18 protein-coding genes are annotated in these 18,832 nt (G+C 69.6%); 9 read left to right on the top strand and 9 right to left on the bottom strand.

Annotated elements, in window-relative coordinates; all coding sequences use genetic code 11:
* Positions 1-190: 190 nt before the first annotated feature.
* Positions 191-805, bottom strand: a complete 615-nt coding sequence (locus KS03_RS07215) for a hypothetical protein (RefSeq protein ID WP_017433426.1) — start codon at positions 803-805, stop codon at positions 191-193.
* 319 nt (positions 806-1,124) lie between these two features.
* A complete protein-coding gene (locus KS03_RS31085; RefSeq protein WP_127913896.1) occupies positions 1,125-1,313 on the bottom strand; it encodes a hypothetical protein in 189 nt (62 codons plus the stop codon).
* Positions 1,314-1,334: 21 nt separating this feature from the next.
* On the opposite strand from KS03_RS31085, the gene KS03_RS07210 reads away from it, so the two are divergent.
* Positions 1,335-2,501, top strand: coding sequence for a porin (locus KS03_RS07210; RefSeq protein WP_015877478.1), 1,167 nt, complete (start codon positions 1,335-1,337; stop codon positions 2,499-2,501).
* 373 nt (positions 2,502-2,874) lie between these two features.
* Here KS03_RS07210 and KS03_RS07205 read toward each other — a convergent pair whose 3' ends face one another.
* Positions 2,875-3,438 carry a GNAT family N-acetyltransferase gene (locus tag KS03_RS07205; protein ID WP_015877479.1) on the bottom strand — a complete coding sequence of 188 codons (564 nt, stop codon included), beginning with the start codon at positions 3,436-3,438 and terminating at the stop codon, positions 2,875-2,877.
* 674 nt (positions 3,439-4,112) lie between these two features.
* Here KS03_RS07205 and KS03_RS07200 point away from each other — a divergent pair.
* Positions 4,113-4,820 carry a hypothetical protein gene (locus tag KS03_RS07200; protein WP_015877480.1) on the top strand — a complete coding sequence of 236 codons (708 nt, stop codon included), beginning with the start codon at positions 4,113-4,115 and terminating at the stop codon, positions 4,818-4,820.
* Between the two features lie 260 nt (positions 4,821-5,080).
* On the opposite strand, the gene KS03_RS07195 is transcribed toward KS03_RS07200, so the two are convergent.
* From KS03_RS07195 to KS03_RS07185, 3 genes are all read right to left on the bottom strand, one after another.
* Entirely contained in the window at positions 5,081-6,418 is a 1,338-nt protein-coding gene (locus tag KS03_RS07195) for an MFS transporter (RefSeq protein WP_015877481.1), read from the bottom strand.
* Positions 6,419-6,603: 185 nt separating this feature from the next.
* Positions 6,604-6,798, bottom strand: coding sequence for a YqaE/Pmp3 family membrane protein (locus KS03_RS07190; RefSeq protein ID WP_015877482.1), 195 nt, complete (start codon positions 6,796-6,798; stop codon positions 6,604-6,606).
* A 160-nt stretch (positions 6,799-6,958) separates the two neighbouring features.
* Positions 6,959-7,921 carry a LysR family transcriptional regulator gene (locus KS03_RS07185; protein WP_035979183.1) on the bottom strand — a complete coding sequence of 321 codons (963 nt, stop codon included), beginning with the start codon at positions 7,919-7,921 and terminating at the stop codon, positions 6,959-6,961.
* 261 nt (positions 7,922-8,182) lie between these two features.
* On the opposite strand from KS03_RS07185, the gene KS03_RS07180 reads away from it, so the two are divergent.
* The 6 genes from KS03_RS07180 (at position 8,183) to KS03_RS07150 (ending at position 14,366) form a co-directional block, all read left to right on the top strand.
* Positions 8,183-9,775 (top strand): flavin-containing monooxygenase, encoded by a 1,593-nt coding sequence (locus tag KS03_RS07180; RefSeq protein WP_015877484.1) that lies wholly within the window; start codon positions 8,183-8,185, stop codon positions 9,773-9,775.
* A gap of 18 nt (positions 9,776-9,793) precedes the next feature.
* Positions 9,794-10,720, top strand: coding sequence for an SDR family NAD(P)-dependent oxidoreductase (locus tag KS03_RS07175; RefSeq protein WP_015877485.1), 927 nt, complete (start codon positions 9,794-9,796; stop codon positions 10,718-10,720).
* On the top strand, positions 10,717-11,613 hold the full coding sequence (locus KS03_RS07170) for a metal-dependent hydrolase (RefSeq protein WP_015877486.1): 897 nt from the start codon (positions 10,717-10,719) through the stop codon (positions 11,611-11,613). Before KS03_RS07175 ends, KS03_RS07170 begins: the two co-directional genes overlap by 4 nt.
* 20 nt (positions 11,614-11,633) lie before the next feature.
* Positions 11,634-12,578, top strand: coding sequence for an alpha/beta fold hydrolase (locus KS03_RS07165; RefSeq protein ID WP_015877487.1), 945 nt, complete (start codon positions 11,634-11,636; stop codon positions 12,576-12,578).
* A 179-nt stretch (positions 12,579-12,757) separates the two neighbouring features.
* Positions 12,758-13,555, top strand: a complete 798-nt coding sequence (locus KS03_RS07155) for a hypothetical protein (RefSeq protein ID WP_015877488.1) — start codon at positions 12,758-12,760, stop codon at positions 13,553-13,555.
* Positions 13,556-13,883: 328 nt separating this feature from the next.
* A complete protein-coding gene (locus tag KS03_RS07150; RefSeq protein ID WP_015877489.1) occupies positions 13,884-14,366 on the top strand; it encodes an Lrp/AsnC family transcriptional regulator in 483 nt (160 codons plus the stop codon).
* Between the two features lie 43 nt (positions 14,367-14,409).
* On the opposite strand, the gene KS03_RS07145 is transcribed toward KS03_RS07150, so the two are convergent.
* The 3 genes from KS03_RS07145 to KS03_RS07135 form a co-directional block, all read right to left on the bottom strand.
* Entirely contained in the window at positions 14,410-15,282 is an 873-nt protein-coding gene (locus KS03_RS07145) for an arylamine N-acetyltransferase family protein (protein ID WP_015877490.1), read from the bottom strand.
* Between the two features lie 292 nt (positions 15,283-15,574).
* Positions 15,575-16,330, bottom strand: coding sequence for a hypothetical protein (locus KS03_RS07140; RefSeq protein WP_015877491.1), 756 nt, complete (start codon positions 16,328-16,330; stop codon positions 15,575-15,577).
* Between the two features lie 134 nt (positions 16,331-16,464).
* Positions 16,465-17,952: an amidase gene (locus KS03_RS07135; RefSeq protein ID WP_015877492.1), complete on the bottom strand. Its 1,488-nt coding sequence runs from the start codon at positions 17,950-17,952 to the stop codon at positions 16,465-16,467.
* A 380-nt stretch (positions 17,953-18,332) separates the two neighbouring features.
* Between KS03_RS07135 and KS03_RS07130 the strand changes: the two genes are divergently transcribed.
* Positions 18,333-18,767, top strand: coding sequence for a universal stress protein (locus tag KS03_RS07130; RefSeq protein WP_015877493.1), 435 nt, complete (start codon positions 18,333-18,335; stop codon positions 18,765-18,767).
* Positions 18,768-18,832: the final 65 nt, after the last annotated feature.

Raw genomic sequence — 18,832 nt, 5'->3', positions numbered from 1 at the left:
GTTCGCGAGCGATTACATGGGTAGCGGGGTCGATTCGGACGGACGGCACGGCACGCGCCACGGCGCGCCGGCATGCGCGCGGCCGCAATGGCTGCTGCGCTGCGGCATTCTAACCGCATCGTCCGGGCGCCGGCAAACCCGGGCGGCGCGGTCGGCGTCGAAGCGGGCCGCGGTGAGCGGCCGGGCGGCCTCAGCCGCCGATGCCGTGCCGCACGATGCGGTCGAGATCGTCGGCGAGCCGCGCCGCGCCCTCGCCCGGCTGGCCGATGCCGAACTCGTGGCGCACCGCCCCGCCGTCGATCAGATAGAGGCTCCAGGTCGTATCGGTGGCCGATTTGGAACGCAGCGTGTGCGTCGAGATCCAGATCGCATCGGCGTCCGAGCGGATCTCGGAGACATCGCCCGCGCTCAGCGGCGCGTCGTTGCGGGCGAGCGCGCGCAGCGCGAAGCGGCCCTGCGCGTCCTGCGACGCGGCCGTGACGATGCGCGAGACGCGCCGCGCGTCGTAATCGACCACGATCCAGATCGCCTGCGGCGTCATGAATCCGCCGCGCACCAGCATCAGCCCGTGGGCCGGCGGCGTGATCGCGCCGAGCAGGAAATCGATCGCGCAATCCTGGCAGACGTAGCCGCGCGGCAGCAGCTGCGCGCCCGTCATGCCGGCCGGGATCGGCGGCGAAGGCGGCGGCGGCAGCTCGCGCGGCGCGCCGCCGGCACAGGCCGACAGCAGCACGGCGGCGGCCAGCGCCGGCAGCAGCAGGCGGCCCGAAAGCCGGCGCGGGGCGGAAGGCGGAACGGAATGCAAGCGTGCGCTCCTTCGGGACGATCGAAAACGGAAACGATGGCGGCGTCGCGGCTCACGCCGCACGCGGTGTCAGTCATCATCGCATCGGCGTGCCGCGCCGGCAATCACGAAAGCCTCGCGCAATCGAATCCCAACCCTCATGAAAGCCGTGCCATGCGGCCACCCCGGCCGCCCTCGTTCCGGCACGAGACAGGCCCGCCAAAATCAGGCGGCAGCGAATAAAAAATATAAAGAATCGCTCTGTTTTTTTGATACCACGATCGGCTCCCTCGCATGCCATTTTTATTTTCGGCGTTCTAAGATGCGACCCGTTGCCAATTCACCGGATCACGCCGGATCGCCCCGCCAGCCAGCCTGGGCGCGCCTGCTCGCGGCAATTGGCAAAACACTTTGCCGATTGGCCGACGGATTGCCGACGCGTTGCACCTTCGCCCATTTTCCGAATGCCGGGGCCTTTGCTCGCGCAATCGGCATGGCGCGGCGGCCGGCTCGATTCGAGCATCGTCATCGTCCACCTGGAGCCCTTTCGATGAAACCCGCCCTGATCCGCGCCGCGCTCGTCGGCGCGCTCGCCGCCTCGACATCCGCGCATGCGCAAAGCAGCGTCACGCTCTACGGGCTGATCGATACCGGCCTCGCCTACACCAACAACCAGCTCGGCCACAGCAACTGGCAGGCGAGCAGCAGCGCCATGCAGAACACCGCGTTCGGCCTGAAGGGCGGCGAGGACCTGGGCGGCGGGCTGCACGCGGTGTTCAAGCTGGAACAGGGTTTCCTGCTCAACAACGGCGCGCAGGCGTTCTCGGGCGACGGCTTCGGCTCGCAGGCCTGGCTCGGGCTGCAGAGCGAGGCGGCCGGCACGCTCACGTTCGGCCGCCAGTTCGACGTGCTGAACGATCTGGTCGGCCCGCTCACGGCCGAGCTGAACACCTGGGGCGGCAGCATCGCCGCGCATCCGTTCGAGAACGACAACCTGGCCGCGAACTCGGTGGTGGTGAACAACACCGTCAAGTACGCGAGCCCGACCTGGCGCGGCCTGAGCTTCGAAACCATGTACGGCTTCAGCAACCAGGCCGGCAGCTTCGCCGACAACCGCGCCTACGGCTTCGCGCTGTCGTATGCGCAAGGCCCCGCCAACCTCGCGGCCGGCTACCTGCAGTTCAATGGCGCCGGCAGCGGTGCGGGCGCGATCACCACCGGCGACACCAGCGCGAATTTCATCGCGCGGCGCCAGCGGATCTGGTCGCTCGGCGGCAACTACACGTTCGGCGCGGCCACCGTCGGGCTGGTCTGGAGCCACACGCAGATCGACGACGCCACCGGCGTGTTCTCGTTCGGCACGGGCACCTATCTCGGCGCCGCCGACAGCTCGGCGGGCGGCCTGAACGGCACGCTGCGGCTCGACAACTACGAGCTCAACGCGAAGTACGCGCTGACCAGCGCGCTCAGCCTGTCGGGCGCCTACACCTACACGCGCGGCGCCTACGACGGCGCCTCGCCGGGCTGGAACACCGCGATGCTGCAGACCGATTACGCGCTCAGCAAGCGCACCGACGTCTATCTGGAAGGTGTCTATCAGAACGTGCACGGCGCACCGGCCGGCTCGGTGCTCTCGCACGCGATGATCAACACGCTCTCGCCGTCATCCACCGACTCGCAACTGGCCGTCACGGTGGGCCTGCGCCACGCGTTCTAAGCCGGCGCGGCGGCACGGTGCAAGAGCCTTCGGGATCGACGCAGGTGCATCCCTGCGCGTCCGGTGCGGGTTGAACGCCGCCGCGCGCGAAGCCGGCCGCCTCGAAGCGCGCAGGCGGCGGCCCAGCCGGCCGCGCCGGGCAGCGGGAAGACGATCGCGTCGTCGACGGCCGGCGCCGGCGTGACGGGCCAGGCCATGCGCATCCGGGTTCGCATCGGGTCTGCCTCGCAGCGCAAACAGAGCACCGGTGACAGGCACATTTCGCTCGCGGCCTCGCGCAACGGCGCGCTTCGATGCGCGCGCTGCGCGTCGAGCCGCGCGGTGCGGACCAGGCCCGCCGCCCAATGCAGATGCCCGACGCAGGCGCGATGAATCAGCCGGCCGGCGCGCGGTATTCGTCGCGCAGCAGGGCATACTGGACCAGATCGCGAAACGCGCCGTTCCAGTAGCCGGCTTGGCGCTGGTAGCCCTCGCGCACGAACCCGAGCGCGGCCAGCACACGCAGCGAGGCCTCGTTCTCGGGATGCACGCGCGCCTCGACGCGGTTCAGGTCCATCGCGCCGAAGCCGTGATCGAGCACGGCGCCCAGCGCCTCGTGCATGACGCCCTGCCCGCGCGCGCCGCGCGCGAGTTCATAGCCGATCGTGCAGCTATGCCAGGCGCGGCTCCAGCGAAACAGCCCGCAGGTGCCGATCAGCGCGCCGTCGGCGCGGCGCTCGATCCCCCAGCGCACGCCGGTGCCGGCGATGCGCCAGGCCATGAAGGTGTCGATCAGCCGCGCGGCCTGCGCCGGCGCCGTCATCGACTCCGCGCCATACCAGCGCATCGCGTCCGCGTCGCCGTGGATCGCATAGAGCGCCGCCGCATCGGCCGGCGCCAGCTCGCGCAATACGAGCCGCCGGGTCTGCAGGCAGGGAAAGGATTCGAGCGAAGTCATCGTGGGTCGGGGTGCCGCGAACGGCGTGCAGGAGGGATCGGCTGGAGCCGAGATCGTCGCACGGCCGCCGCAGGCAGCGCCAGCCCCGATCGCGCCGAACCTCGACGACCGTCGCGCCTGCGCGTCGGCCTACGGCGCCGGCCGCACGCGCCGCCCCGCCGGGCGCGGCGAGGCGGGCCGGGGCCATGGCCGGCCTCGCGGCCAGGGAAATCGCCGCGGCCGGCACGCGCGGGGCGCGTCGCCGATTCATCAGACTAGCTCTGGCTTGTTTCGGCTGTCGTCAGCCAGGCAAATTTCGCGGGCAAGCGCCCTACCTCCTGCTTTATCCGGATTCCCTCCGGGCGAGCGATGTGATTGACCATGCCTGGCAACGATCATGACGATCGTTCAGCCATGCGAATCGAACCGATCCGGCGAGATCGATGCGCGCACAACCATTTGGCGGCGGCTGCGGCGGCGCCGGGCGCATCGCCCGCCCGAACGGCTGCCGTTGGCGCAGAGGCTCGCGGCCGCTTGAAAGATTGTGTCCGCACCGTGTCGTGCCGCGCTGCGGCGGAGCACTCGCCAGATGTTGCAGAGCGTAAAACCATCGACCGGCGCGGCGCGTTTGCGCTACATTCGCAAGCTGAGGCACATCGCCACCGAAAACCAAGGCCCACCATCGCGAGGAAATCATGCGTGTTATCCGACTCCATGCGCGCCCCGCGGCACTCGCCGCCGGCTCGCTGCTGACCCTGACGCTCGCCATCGGCGCCCACGCGCAAGGCAGCGCACCCGCAGCGCCGGCCGGCGCGCAGGCAACGCAGCCCGCGTTGCCCGTGATCGCCACGATCGCGCCGATCTTCAGCCAGCTCGTCTATTTCCGTCTGCCCACGCGCTTCGTGTCGATCTACGAGGGCACGCATGCCGACGACTATGCGCACGAATGGGTGCTGCCCGGCGAAACCATTTCGAACTGGACCCAGATGATCACGCTCACGGGTGCGCAGAACGTCGTCGCCAAGCACCCGGAAGCGGATGCGAAGAGCTATGCGACCAGCATCGCGGCCGGCTTCCAGCGCGCCTGCCCGCAAAGCTTCGCGGCCAAGGGCATCTTCGAGGGCAAGCTCAACGGCAGCGATGCGTTCTCGATGGTCGTCAGTTGCGGCAACGCGGCCGCCAGCGCGGGCCACAGCGAGACCACGGCGATCACCGTCGTGAAGGGTGCCAAGGACCTGTACACGCTGCAATGGGCGCAGCGCGGCCCGCAGTCCAGCAAGCCCGCGGCCATCGACGCCCAGATGTGGCTGCAGCGCATCCGCAACCTGATGCCGCTGAAGGTCTGCCCGATCGTGGCCGGCGAAAAGGCGCCGTACCCGAGCTGCAGCGCGAACGCATCCTGAGCGGGGCCGGCATGGCGGCGCCCCGCACGCGACGCCGCCGGCCCTGCCGCCGGCTCGAGCGCACGCCGCCGGCGGCGGCCTCCTGATGGTGCCCGGCGGCCGGCCCCGGCCGCGCCGAGCGTCAGACCGGCCGGATCGCCGAGGCGTGCCACCGCAGCCCGCCGCGCGACGGCTTCGGCCAGGTGCGGATGCAGGGCGACCGAAGGCGCGCGCGCAAGCGCGCAGTCACGGCGCGGCGTGCCACGCCGCCTGGATCGCCGTCAGCGCGGCGCCTGCGTCTCGCGCGGCGGCACCGGCTCGCCCACCAACGTCCAGTAGCCGACCATCGCGACCACCACCACCGCGGCCCCGACGTAGAGTGCCGGCTTGAACGAGTGGGTGGCGGCCACGATGAAGCCCGTCACGACCGGCGCCAGCGCGCCGCCGAAATAGCCGCCGAAATTCTGCATCGCGCCGATCGAGGCCGTGGAGTTGGCCGGCGCGGCCACCGAGGCCATCGCCCAGGCCGCGCTCGACGAAATGTACATCAGCAGCATCGACACCGAGATGAACACCACCGCGAGCGTGGTGCTGTCGGTCAGCGCGGTCAGCGTCGTGAACACCGCGATGCCGAGCAGCGAGGCGACCATCGGATACTTGCGGCTGTTCATGGTCGATACGCCGTGACGCGCGAGCACGTCGCAGATCCGCCCGCCCGACAGGCTGCCGATCACGCCGAACACGTAGGGCACGGCCGCCACCCAGCCGGTGCGTGCGATCGTCAGGTGGTGCTCCATCTGCAGATAGGTGGGCAACCAGGCGTTGTAGAGCCAGAGCACGTAGATCGTGCCGAAGAAGCCGAGCAGCATGCCCCAGGTGCTGCGATAGCGCAGCAGATGGCGCCAGTCGGCCCAGCTCGGACGCGTGCCGGTGAGGCCGCCGGCGTCGTCGAGATAGGCGCGCTCGCGGTGGGTCAGCGTGACGTGGCGCGGATCGCGGTGCAGCAGATAGAACGCCACCGCCAGCAGCAGCCCGGCCGCCCCCATCACCACGAACATCCAGCGCCAGCCCACGTTGAGCATCAGCAGCGTCAGGAGCGGCGCGGAGATCGCCGTGCCCAGCGTCGAGGAACTGTTCCAGATGCCGGTGGCCGTGCCGCGCTCATGTCCGGCGAACCAGTCGCGCACGATCCGCGCGCTGGTGGGGAACTGCGGTGCCTCGCCGACGCCGAGCACCATGCGCGCGGCGAAAAACGTCGAGAAGCCGTTGACGAGGCCGCCGAAGGTCTGTGCGATCGACCAGAGCCCGAGGCTCGCGGCCAGCGTCAGGCGCGCGCCGAGCCGGTCGATCAGGATGCCGGCCGGCAGCTGCGCGAACGCGTAGGCCCACAGGAACGCCGACAGCAGCAGCCCCATCTGCGGCACCGAGAAACCGAGGTCGTGGCGGATCAGCGGCGTGGCGATCGACAGGGTGGCGCGATCGAGGTAGTTGACCACGCCGCTCATCAGCAGCAACGTGAGCGCCGTGCGCTGGATGCGCCGGATGCGCGGCGAGGCGGCATCGCCGGCGGGCTCGAGCGCGGCATCGGCCGGTAGCGCGGCACGAGCGGAAGGCTTCATCGGGTGTCTCCTGGCAGTCTCGTTCAGCTGATGGCCGCCCGCTGGGCCGGGCGTAACCTTGCGAACCGCAAAGCAACCGGCAGCGCTCGCGTGTCAGGGCCCGGCACGTCGGGCCGCAGCACGCGTGCTGCCCGGCAGCGCGCCGCCGGCCGCCGAAGCGGCCGGCATGCGCGGCGCGACTGCCGTCAGCCGCGCCCGCCCATCGCGCGGGCGATCTTCTGGTCGGTCTTGTACTGGCTCAGCGCGTAGACAGACCAGATCGCGGCCGGAATCCAGCCGATCAACGTGACCTGCAGCAGCAGGCAGATAATGCCCGCGAACGGACGGCCGATGGTGAAGAACTGGAGCCAGGGCAGGATGATGGCAAGAATGAGACGCATGGTCGGAAGCCTCGCGGGTGGAAATGGCATGATAGCGCTCGGGCCGGCCAGCGCACGGGCCGTCGCGCCAGATTGTAGTGCAGCGCGATCCCCGCAAGCAGGCGGCGCGGCGAGGAGGAAGCAGCAGGGCCGCCCGCCGCAGCCTTTTCCGGCGACGGCCTCAGGCCGCCACCGCGCCGCGCTCCTTGCTGGCCGCCGACGCGCCCTTGCCGGGCATGCTCTCGAGCGCCGGCACCGACGCGAACAATTCGGCCACCCAGTCCGCGAACACGCGCACCGTCATCGACAGATGGCGGCTGTGCGGATAGACGATCGAGATCGGCTTGGGCTTCGGGTAGACGCCCGGCAGCACCTCCACCAGCGAGCCGTCGAGCAGATGTGGAATCACCGAGAACAGCATTGGCTGGATCATGCCGAAGCCTTCCAGCGCGCAGGTCACGTAGGCATCCGAATCATTGACGGTGACCACCGAGTTCATCCGCACCTCGTGCAGCTTGCCGTCGATCAGGAAGGTCCAAGGCATCGGCCGGCCGCCGCTCGTATAGGCGAAATTCACGGCGCGGTGCTGCTCCAGCGCCTCGATCGATGCCGGCCGGCCGTAGCGCTCGAGGTAGTCGGGCGAGGCGCAGCTGATGCGCTTGATCACGCCCACCCGCCGCGCCACCATCGACGAGTCCGCGAGCGGCCCGACCCGGATCTCGCAGTCGAAGCCGTCGCGCACCAGATCGACGGGCCGGTCCGAGAGCCCGAAGTGCAGTTCGATGTCCGGATAGCGCTGATGGAACAGCGCCAGCGCCGGCAACAGCACGCGCCGGCCGAGCAGCGACGGCAGATGCACGCGCAGCGTGCCGTGCGGCTTGCGATTGCCGGCCTGGAAACTCGCATCGGCCTCCGAGATCTCCGTCATGATCCGAATGCAATGCTCGTAATACCCCGCGCCCTCGGGTGTCAGCGAGAGGCGGCGCGTGGTGCGGTGCAACAGCCGCACGCCGAGCAGGGCCTCGAGGTTCTGAATGATGGTGGTGACCGACGCGCGCGGCATCGACAGCGTCTCCGCGGCCCGCGTGAAGCTGTTGGCATCGACCACGCGCGTAAACACCTGCATTGCCTGTAAACGGTCCATGACTTACCCCCTGTTTCTGCTTTCGAACGAGCAACGGAGCAGGATAGAGCCGCACGGCGTCGCGGCTCAAGGGCGGCCGCGATTATTCGCGCCGCGCGATCAATCGCGGTACGGCGCGGGCCGGCACGTACCGGGCCTCGCGGCTCGCGCCGCCGGGGCAGTTAGAGGCGATCGTCTAGGCAGTTGCGATTTCTCCCGTCACCGACTATTGTTACATCAATCAATGTCACATTAAAAAATGGACCAGAACGGAGACAAGGTATGACAGCGCGCACCCCGCCCGATGCCGACGGGCACATCGAAGCCGTCGACGTCGCCATCATCGGCACCGGCTTCGCCGGCCTCGGCATGGCGATCCGGCTGCAGCAGACCGGCCGCGCGGATTTCGCGGTATTCGAAAAGGCCGCCACGGTCGGCGGAACCTGGCGCGACAATCACTATCCAGGATGCGCCTGCGATGTGCAGTCCCACGTCTATTCGTTCTCGTTCGCGCCGAACCCGCACTGGACGCGCATGTTCGCGCCGCAGCCGGAAATCCGCGCTTACCTGGAACACTGCGTCGAGCGTTTCGGCATCGCGCGCTACCTGCGCTTCGGCCACGAACTCATCAGCGCCGAATACGACGAATTCGCCCACCGCTGGCAGTTGCGCTTCGCCAACGGCCGGCGCGTCTCGGCGCGCGTGCTGGTGTCGGGCATGGGCGGCCTGTCGCGGGCCGCGCTGCCGCAGATAGACGGCATCGAATCGTTCGCCGGCCACGCGTTCCACTCGCAGCACTGGGACCACGATTACGACCTCGACGGCAAGCGCGTGGCCGTGATCGGCACCGGCGCGAGCGCGATCCAGTTCGTGCCGCAGATCGCGCCGCGCGTCGCGAACCTGACGCTGTTCCAGCGCACCCCGCCGTGGATCATGCCCAAGCCCGACCGGCCGCTGAGCCGCTTCGAGCAGTGGCTGTTCCGCACGCTGCCGTTTACGCAGAAGCTCGCGCGCGCGAGCCGCTACTGGCTGCTCGAATCACGCGTGCTCGGCTTCGCGATCCATCCGGCGCTGATGAAGAACGTGCAGCGGCTGGCCGAGCGTCACATCCGCCGGCAGATCGCCGATCCGGCCCTGCGCGCGACCGTCACGCCGAACTACACGCTCGGCTGCAAGCGCGTGCTGATCTCGAACGACTATTACCCGGCACTCACGCGCGCGAACGTCGAGGTGGTCACGAACCCGATCGCGCGCATCGAGCCCGATGCCGTGGTGACCGCCGACGGCCGCCGCCACGCCGTGGACTGCCTGATCTACGGCACCGGCTTCCAGGTGGCCGACCCGTTCCCGCGCGGCGTGATCCGCGGGCGCGGCGGCGTCGATATCGTCGATACCTGGCGCGACGGCGCGCATGCCTATCTCGGCACGACGCTGCCCGGCTACCCGAACTTCTTCATGATCGTCGGCCCGAACACCGGGCTCGGCCACAACTCGATGGTGTTCATGATCGAGTCGCAGATCGAATACATTCTCGGCGCGCTCAACGCAATGGAGCGCGAGCGTGCCGAGGCGGTCGAGGTGCGCCCGCTCGTCGAAGCCGACTACAACCGGTGGCTGCAGCAGCGGCTCGGACGCGCGATCTGGTCCACCGGCGGCTGCAAGAGCTGGTATCTCGACCCGCGCACCGGCAAGAACACCACGCTGTGGCCCGGCTTCACCTGGCGCTTCCGGCAGGCCACCGCGCATTTCTCGATCGCCGACTACCAGGCCTACGTGGCCACCCGCCACGACGCCAAGCCGGCTGCCGCCGTGAGCGCGGCGTCGCCGGCCGGCCCCGCCACCGACACGCCCGAGCGACGCGCGACGGCCGTCTGACCACCAGGAGAACATCCCATGAAATCGTTTCGAGACAAGGTCGCGGCCATCACCGGCGCCGGTTCGGGCATGGGCCGCTCGCTCGCGCTGCAACTCGCGCAGGAGGGCTGCCACCTCGCGCTGGCCGACCGCAACGGCGTGGGCCTCGCGGAGACCGAGCGGATCGTGCGCGCGCTCGCGCCGGCGGTACGCGTGAGCACCTGCGTGCTCGACGTGGGCGACCGCGCGGCCATGCATCGCTGGGCCGACGAGACCGCACGCGCGTTCGGCCGCGTGAACCTGGTGTTCAACAATGCCGGCGTCGCGCTGTCGAGCACCATCGAGGGCATGGAATACGCCGACCTCGAATGGATCATGAACATCAACTTCTGGGGCGTGGTGCACGGCACCAAGGCGTTCCTGCCGCATCTGAAGGCCTCCGGCGACGGCCATGTGATCAACACCTCGAGCATCTTCGGGATCTTCGCGCAGCCGGGCATGAGCGCCTACAATGCAACCAAGTACGCGGTGCGCGGCTTCACCGAGTCGCTGCGTCAGGAGCTCGACATGATGAAATGCGGCGTGTCGGCCACCTGCGTCCACCCGGGCGGCATCAAGACCAACATCGCGCAGTCGAGCCGCATCTCGCAGAGCATGCTCGGCTTCATGGTGGACAGCGAGCAGCAGGGCAAGGACGATTTCGAGAAGTTTTTCATCACCAGCGCGGACGAGGCAGCGCGCGTGATCCTGCACGGCGTGCGCAAGAACCGGCGCCGCGTGCTGATCGGGCGCGACGCGCGCGGCGCCGACTGGCTCGCGCGCACGCTGCCGGCCGCCTATCAGGCGCTGGTGGTGCTCGCCACCCGGCGCGAGCGGGCCAAGGCGCGCCGCCGCGCCGCGCGCGGTGAACGCGCGCCCGCCCCGTCGACCTATCACAACGCAGGCAAGCAGGGAGAACCGTCATGATGCCCGTCCGTCGCGACATCCGTTTCGCCATGCCCCCCGACCGCGCGTGCGACTGGCACGTGAAGGGGGTGCCCGTCACCCACTTCATGAACGCGCTGTCGCTGCTGTTCCCGGCCGGTGAGCGCTTCTTCATGGACTCGGTACGCCACTATCGGGACCAGATCGACGACCCCGAACTGAAAAAGCAGGTGGCCGGCTTCATCGGCCAGGAGGCGATGCACACGCGCGAGCACATCGAGTACAACGATCTGCTGCAGGCCGCGGGCCTGCCCGCACACAAGCTCGACAAGCGCCTGTGGAAGATCCTCGGCCTGTTCCGCAAGATCCTGCCGCCCGCGATGCAGCTCGCCATCACGATCGCGCTCGAGCACTACACGGCGATGCTCGCCAACCTGCTGCTCGAAGGGCACGAGACCCGCATCGACGGCTCGGTGGACGGCTACACGCAGATGTGGATGTGGCACGCGATGGAGGAGACCGAGCACAAGTCGGTGTCCTACGACGTATGGCTGCGCGTGATCCGCCCCGGCCTCGGCCGCTACCTGCTGCGCACCAGCACGATGCTGCTGACCACGGTGATCTTCTGGACCATCGTGTTCGATTATCACGTGCGCCTGATGCTCGCGCACCGTCGCCGCCACGGCCGCTTCTCGGGCATGTGGGCGCTCGTCAAGTATCTGTACTCGCCGCGCGGCGGCGTGTTCCCCGGCATCGCGCGCGAATGGTTCGGCTTCTTCCGCCCGGGCTTCCATCCGTGGGACTACGACAACCGCCGCTACCTCGGCGAACTCGACAGCCTGCTGGCCCGGATCGACGAAACCAACGCGCGCTACGCGGCCCAGGCAGCACCGCGGCGCGTGCCGCTGCACGCGACCCCCGTCGCGCAGCCGTGACGTCAGCCGTGACGTCAGCCGTGACGTCAGCCGCGACGGCGGTCGCGCCGGCTGCGGCCGGGCTGGAGACGATCACGGTGAACTCGGACGGCGTGCGGCTCGCCGTGTACCTGAGCGGGCCGCGCGAGGCGCCGCCCGTGATCCTCGTGCACGGCTACCCCGACTCCGCGCGGGTCTGGAAGCGCGTGCGCGAGACGCTCGAGACGCGCTACCGCGTGATCGCCTACGATGTGCGCGGCGCCGGCGCGTCCGACGCGCCGGCATCGACCTCGGCCTATCGCCTCGCGCAGCTCGAACGCGACCTCGATGCCGTGGCCCGGGCGACCTGCGGGCGGCGGCCGTTCCATCTGGTCGGCCACGACTGGGGCTCGATCCAGAGTTGGGAGGCCGTGACCGACCCGGCGATGCGCGGGCGCATCCTGTCGTACACGTCGATCTCCGGCCCCTGCCTCGACCACGTGTTCCGCGCGCCGATGAGCCTCGGCCAATCGCTGAAGTCGTGGTACATCGCGTTCTTCCATCTGCCGCTGCTGCCGGCGCTGTTCTGGCGCCTTGGCGGCGCCGCGCTGTGGCCCTGGTGGCTGCGCCGCACCGAGCGGATTCGCGCCGCAGCCGACCCGCAGCAAGTGCGCAACGGCGTCAACGGCATCCGGCTCTACCGCGCCAATTTCATCGCGCGTGCGCGACAGCCACGCGAACGCTACGCGCAGGCACCGGTGCAAATCCTGGTGCCGCTGCGCGATCGCTACGTCACGCCCGCGCTGAGCGAGAACCTCGAGCGCTGGCTCGGCGTGCACGAGCGCGAGCTGTTCGAAGCGTCGCACTGGACCGTGCTGCGCGAGGCGGCGCTGATCGCCGGGCGCATCGACCGCTTCGCCTCGCGGCACGAGCCCTCGTTCGCGAGCCGGTCGGCGGCCGCCAACGATGCCGGCGGGCCGCCGCTCACGCCGCGCGCGCGCGCCTGAGTGCAGCGGGCCTGAGCGCCACGGGGCGCCGGATTGACGGTATGCTCGGCGGGTGCGTTTCGCCCCCGCATGCGAACGCGTGAGCGCTCGTGTGGCTGGCCTCACGCAAGCGGACGGCGCCGCCCGCGTCTGCGCTCCAGCCCGCCCCAGCCACCTCCCCCTGCGCGGAGAAAACCGACATGCCTGTGAACCATCCGGCCGATGCGTTCGCCTATCCCCTCGTGAGCGAGATCTTCGGCGAGGCGATCCGTAGCGCGGAAACGCTTTCGCTGCCCGGCGCACTGGTGGCGCATACCTGCCGCGATCCCGGCGAGCGCTTTTCCGCGGCCACCCGTGCCGCGATCTACGGTGCGCTGGTGCCCGTGACCACGCGCGCCTTCGGCGCGGACATGACGCCCTACTGGCGCTTGCGCCAGGAACAGGGCTATTTCTCCCGGCTGCGGGAGTTTACCGTCATCGAGGATGCGGCCGGACAGATGGTGGGATGGACCGGCTACTCGGTGATTCGCGCGGATACGTGCGTCACGCTCTACATCGACTCGACCGGCATGGTGCCGTCGCGCCAGTCGGGCGGCGTGATGCGTCAGTTGCTGCGCGCGCGGCTGCGCCTCGCCCATGCCGAGCTGAAGGCCGGCACGACGCAGTTGTTCGCCGCCGCACGCAGCGAGAGCCCGATCTTCTACAAGCTGCTCAGGAAGGTGCTGGGCGGCAGCCAGTTGCACCCGCAGGTCGGCGCCAGTGCGCCGGCCGCGTTCCTCGAATGCGGCCGGCGGCTCGCGGCCTGGCTCGGACAGGCGGAGCTGCTCGAACCGGACAGCCTGGTCCTGCGCAACGCCTATACGATGGTCGACGAGCTGTACGGCGAACTGCCGTCCACCGGCGACGCCGAACTCGACCGCCTGTTCCGCGACAAGCTCGGGCCGCGCGATGCCTATCTGCTGATCGGGCTGATGTCGGACGCCATCGAGCGGGATTGATCCGGCGCGCGCCGGCAACGGACGACAGCTAGCGCTGGAACGACATGGCGAGGAAGGACGAACCGAAAAAGGCGACGGCCGGCGCGGTGCCGGCGTTCCGTTCGGGCAGGAATGGGACGGATGCCCGTGCCGCCCGGCGCCGCGACTCGTGATCGCGGTGGCGACGCGATGCGAAGGGTGCTCGCATCGTTCGTGCCGGGCTTCGAGGCATGGAAAAAATATACTCGCCGCAGGGCGGAAAAGGCTTTGCATTCTCCGGTAAATTCCGCGGAAAACCGGAAGCTTCTTCGGATAAAATCGCCATTCCCTGAATAAGATTCCGATCACCATGTCAAGCCGCGAACGCGCTCCCCGCCAGCTCGACAGCCAGGACCGCAAGATCCTGCGCGCGCTGCAGGGCAATGCCCGCCTGTCGAACGCCGAACTGGCCGAACAGGTCGGCATGTCGGCCACCGCCTGCTGGAACCGCACGCGCCAGCTGGAGGCCGACGGCTACATCGACGGCTATGTCGCGCTCGTCAACCAGCGCATGCTCGGTTTCGCCGATATCGTGATCCTCGAGGTCACGCTCGACCGCCACGAGGACGACGCGCTCGCGCGCTTCGGCGCCGAACTGGCCGCGCTGCCCGAGGTGCTCGAGGCCTACCTCGTGTCGGGCGAATACGACTACTGGATCAAGGTGGCCGTGGACGGCACCGCCGGCTACGAACGCTTCCTGCGCGAGAAGCTCTACCGAATCTCGAGCATCCGCCACAGCCGCTCGATGTTCGCGCTGCGCTGCATGAAGGACGTGCCGTCGATGCAGGTGTGACCCGGCGCCGGCCCCTGCTGGCGAACCACGCCGGCCCGCGCCGTCAGCGCGGCGATTGCGCCTGCGCCAGCGCGTCGAGCGCCGCGCTGCGCGCCTGCACGCGCGCGAACAGGCCGCCGATATCGAAGCCGCCCAGCTCGAGACCGAAACGCTCGGTCAGGCAGGCGGCCCACGCGGTGGCACCGGCGAACCGTTCGTGGTGAGTGGCCGCGCCATTCGCGTCGCGCAGCGTCAGTGCGTCGTTGAGCAGCGAGGCGCGCCCATCCGGTAGCACGCGGCTCACGATCAAGTCGTTGACGAACTTCGAATCGGGGTGCGTGGAGGCGTACCAGTTCGCCACGTCGTAATCGACGCGCTCGGCGCGCCTGGTGCCGAACCGATAGACGGCCTGCCAGCCCTTCGCCGTCCGGCATTCGAGGTCGAATTCGCCAGCCGCGGGCGCCGGCGCGGCGACGATCCGGTACTCGCCGTGCGTGGTGGCCTGCGCGAGGCCGGGCGTGGCCGCGAGCGGCGCCGTCTGCGTGACCGCGCCGAACCCGACGTCCACGTACCAGCTCTCGCCGCCGATCTCGACGCACAACAGCTTGTGCGTCTGCGGCGTGACGGCATCGGGCGCCTGCTGCCAGCGCACGCGCGCGAGCAGCGGCGTGACCTCAAAACCGATCCGGGTGAGCGCGGCATGGAACAGCCGATTGTGCTCGAAGCAGTAGCCGCCGCGCCGCCGCGCGACCATCTTGGCGGTGATCGACAGCAGGTCGAGCTTCACCGGCGAGCCGCTCAGCGAATCGAGATTCTCGAAGGCGATTGCCTGCGGATGCAGGCGATGCAGTTGCCGCAGCACCTCGAGCGTCGGCTCCGGCTTGCCGCGATAGCCGATGCGTTCGAGGTAGTGCGGAAGATCCAGATCGTCGTACATGCGTGTGCGTGCCTGTGGAAGAAGGAGCCGGCCCGACGGCCGCCCCTACCTTAGCACCACGCGGCGACCGGCGCAGAAGTGCGACGGCGGCATTGGGCGCGCCATCGGGGGTATTGTTTCGCGGGCATGGCGCAACGACGCCGTCGTTTCGCGCCGCCAGCCGCTCGCCCGCCGGGTGGCGGCCGCTTACGGCGCCCCGCGCGGCCCGGTCGTGCCACGATCGATTCCGCAGCCACCTCGAAAGGCACGGCTCGAATCCACCGCGAACAGGCGCCGCTTCGCGCCGGCCGCGTCAGCGCGCGATGCGGCGCAGCGCGGAGGCTGCCACCGGCGGCACGTCGATGCCGTGCAGCGACGCATAACGCACGGCGTCGCTGAGCGTCGAGGCGGCGGCGTCGATCTGGTCCGGCGCATGTCCGGCGATGCTCGACGAGGCGGCGTCGAGCGAAGCGGAAGCGGGCTCGCCCTGCTGCAGTCCCTCGAAGCGCTGAAGGCCCTCGCCTAGCGCGGCGAGGCCGGTACGGAACGCCTCGCGATCGAGCGGCGCACCCGGCGCGGACGCGAACGCCTGCGACAGCGCGAGCGCGATCGACTGCTGCGCGCCGCCGATCTGCGAGAGCGTGGTGTCCGAGACGGGCGAGGCGGCCGCGCCATCGCCGCCAAGCGTGCCGGCCGCATCGGCGGCCTGCCCGGCCGCGCCGGTGAGTCCCATCGCGGCCGCCAAATCGGCCTGGCCCGCCAGCACGCGGCGGTTCGCTTCGAGGTAGGCGTGCCAATCCGGTGGCCCGGCAGGTACCGGTGACGAGGACCTGCGCGTGACGGGCGGCGAGTCCGATGCCGGCGCGGCGGCCAACTCAGCGGGCGTAGCGGGCGTGCCGGGCCGCACGGTCTGCAGCGGCGCCTGCTGCGAGGCAGGAGCCTGCCGCGCCGCCGCGTGCTGGGCGTGCGCGGCCGCGCTCGCGACGAGCCCGGCGGCAGCCATGAAGGCCGCGCGTGCATGGGCTTTCGCGACCCGCGCGATCTTGTGGCGTTTCGTTTGGGTGCACATGATGCGAAATTTTCCGCGCCGACGCGCCGGAAGCAACTGTCGATACATCTCGAAACGTATCGGCGGCCGGCCAGGTTTTGCAAGGTGGCAGAGCCAGGCATCGCGGCAACACCGCGCTCCCGCCCGCCGTGCGCTCAGCCCCCGATCACGGGCGGCCGCCCGGCCACCCAGTCGCTCGCCTGCTGGTACGCATGCGCGAGCTGCAGCAGGCCGAAATCGTCGCGCGGCCGGCCGATCAGCTGGATGCCGGTCGGCAGTCCCGCCTCGTTGAAGCCGGCCGGGACGTTGATCACCGGCAAGCCGGCCAGCGTCCACGGCGTGACGGTTTCCATCCAGCGGTGGTAGCTGTCCATCGCGCGGCCCGCGATCGAGGCCGGCCAACGCGCCTCGACATCGAACGGAAACACCTGCGCCGTGGGCGCGGCGAGGAAATCGTAGCGCTCGAACATCGCCAGCGCGGCCTGATACCACGCGCTACGCGCGACGCTCGCTTCGTATACCTGATCGGCCGTCATCGCCAGCAGCCCCTCGACCTCGAACACGGCCTCCGGCTTGAGCAGCGCGCGCCGCGCCGGGTCGCGATAGAGCGCGAGCAGGCTGCCGCCCGACATCAGGTGGCGATGCGCGAGCCAGATTTGCCAGATCCGCGCCGGCTCGAAGTCGGGCAAGGCCGCATCGACCTCGCAACCAAGCGTGCGCAGCGTGTCGAGCGCCCGCTCGCCGAGCGCGAGCACGCCGGGCTCGATGGCCAGATGGCCGCGCCAGTCGCCGACCCATGCGATGCGCTTGCCGCGCGGGTCCGCGTCGAGCGGCTGCGTGAAGCGGGCCGGATCGTCGTCGAACGAGAGCGGATCGCGCGGATCGTGGCCGGCCTGGATCGCGAGCAACTGCGCGACATCGGCGACCGTGCGCCCCATCGGCCCCTCCACGCCGAACTGCTGGTAGAACACGTCCGGCACCGGCCAGCGCGGCACGCGCCCGGCCGACGGGCGCAAGCCGAACACGTTGCAGAACGCGGCGGGATTGCGCAGCGAGCCGCCGAAGTCGCTGCCGTCGGCCACCGGCAGCATGCGCGCGGCCAGCGCAGCGGCCGCGCCGCCGCTGCTGCCGCCGGCGCTCTTCGCCAGGTCGTAGGGATTGCGCGTCGCGCCGTACACCGCGTTGAACGTGTGCGAGCCGAGCCCGAACTCGGGCGTATTGGTCTTGCCGACGAAGATCGCGCCGGCCGCGCGCATCCGCGCGACGCCGAGCGTGTCCTCGGCGGGACGGAAATCACGGAAGATCGGCGAGCCCAGGGTGGTGACGATGTCCTTCGTCATCGCGAGATCCTTGGGCGCCTGCGGCATGCCGTGCAGCCAGCCCTGCCATTCGCCGCGCGCGAGCGCCGCGTCCTTCCGCGCGGCCTCGGCGAGCAGCACGGCGCGCTCGCGCAGCGCGACGATCGCGTTCACGCGGCCATTCACCTGTTCGATCCGGTCGAGATAGGCGCGCATCGTCTCGACGCACGACACGGCCCTGCTGCGAATCGCGGCCGACAGCGCGTGGGCCGGCATCGCGACAATCGGATCGAGGCGCGCGGCGGCCTGGGACGAAGACGAACACGAGGAATCGTTGACGTTCATGCGAAATTCCGGAAATGGATAGAGAGGAGACGGGCGTCGGGCCAAGGCCATCCCCGACGTCGCATGGGCGATTATAGAAACGGGTTTCCTGCAAAAATGCGTTGAATCGCCGCCATTTCATCAGTAATTTCGCGTGATTCATTGCGATTCTCGCTGAATCACCCCCTCGCCGCGCCTGCCGGGCGCTGCAGCGGCCTCGCGCTCCGGGATTGCACCGTTTATGCGCATAAACGTATATTTTTTTAATTTCTTTTACGCGTTATGCAAGACGAGCCACCGTCGATTTTGACGCGATTTTGATGCCGGGTGCCGCAGTCTTTACGGGGCCGAGATCGCGCTCCGCCTACGCTACGGGCATCGCGTCCTCAGTCCAAGCCGCCATGCTGAAACTGCTCGTCCCCGTCGGCCATTCACCTCGCGCGCTGGAAGCCGTGCGCCACGCCGCCTTCCTCTATCGCGAGCGCTGCGCCTCCGAAGTCGTGCTGGTCAACGTGCAGCCGCCGCTTGGCGGCTCGCGCGTCGATGCGTTCCATACCCACGGCGAACTCGACGAGATCGGCCATGCCGCCGCCGAGCACGATCTCGCGGCGGCGATCAGGATTCTGCGCGACGCGGGCGTGACGCATTCGATCACGATGAAGTTCGGCGCGACCGCCGACGTGATCGCAGCCTGCGCGCTCGAACACGGCTGCGACGAGATCGTCGTCACGGCGCCGCGCCGCGATCCGCTGCACGGGCTCGCACGCCTGCTCGGCCTCGGGCTGAACGACCGGCTGATGCGCCTGACCAGGCTGCCGGTGACGATGGTTCGCTAAGCGCGGCCGGGCCGCACACCGCGCCGACAGGCCGCGCGAACGCGCGGCGCGGCGCGTGAAGCCGC

The sequence above is a fragment of the Burkholderia glumae LMG 2196 = ATCC 33617 genome (genome assembly GCF_000960995.1).
GTDB lineage: Bacteria > Pseudomonadota > Gammaproteobacteria > Burkholderiales > Burkholderiaceae > Burkholderia > Burkholderia glumae.
Note: the sequence above shows the minus strand (reverse complement) of the source record. Positions and strands in the feature narration are given on the sequence as shown.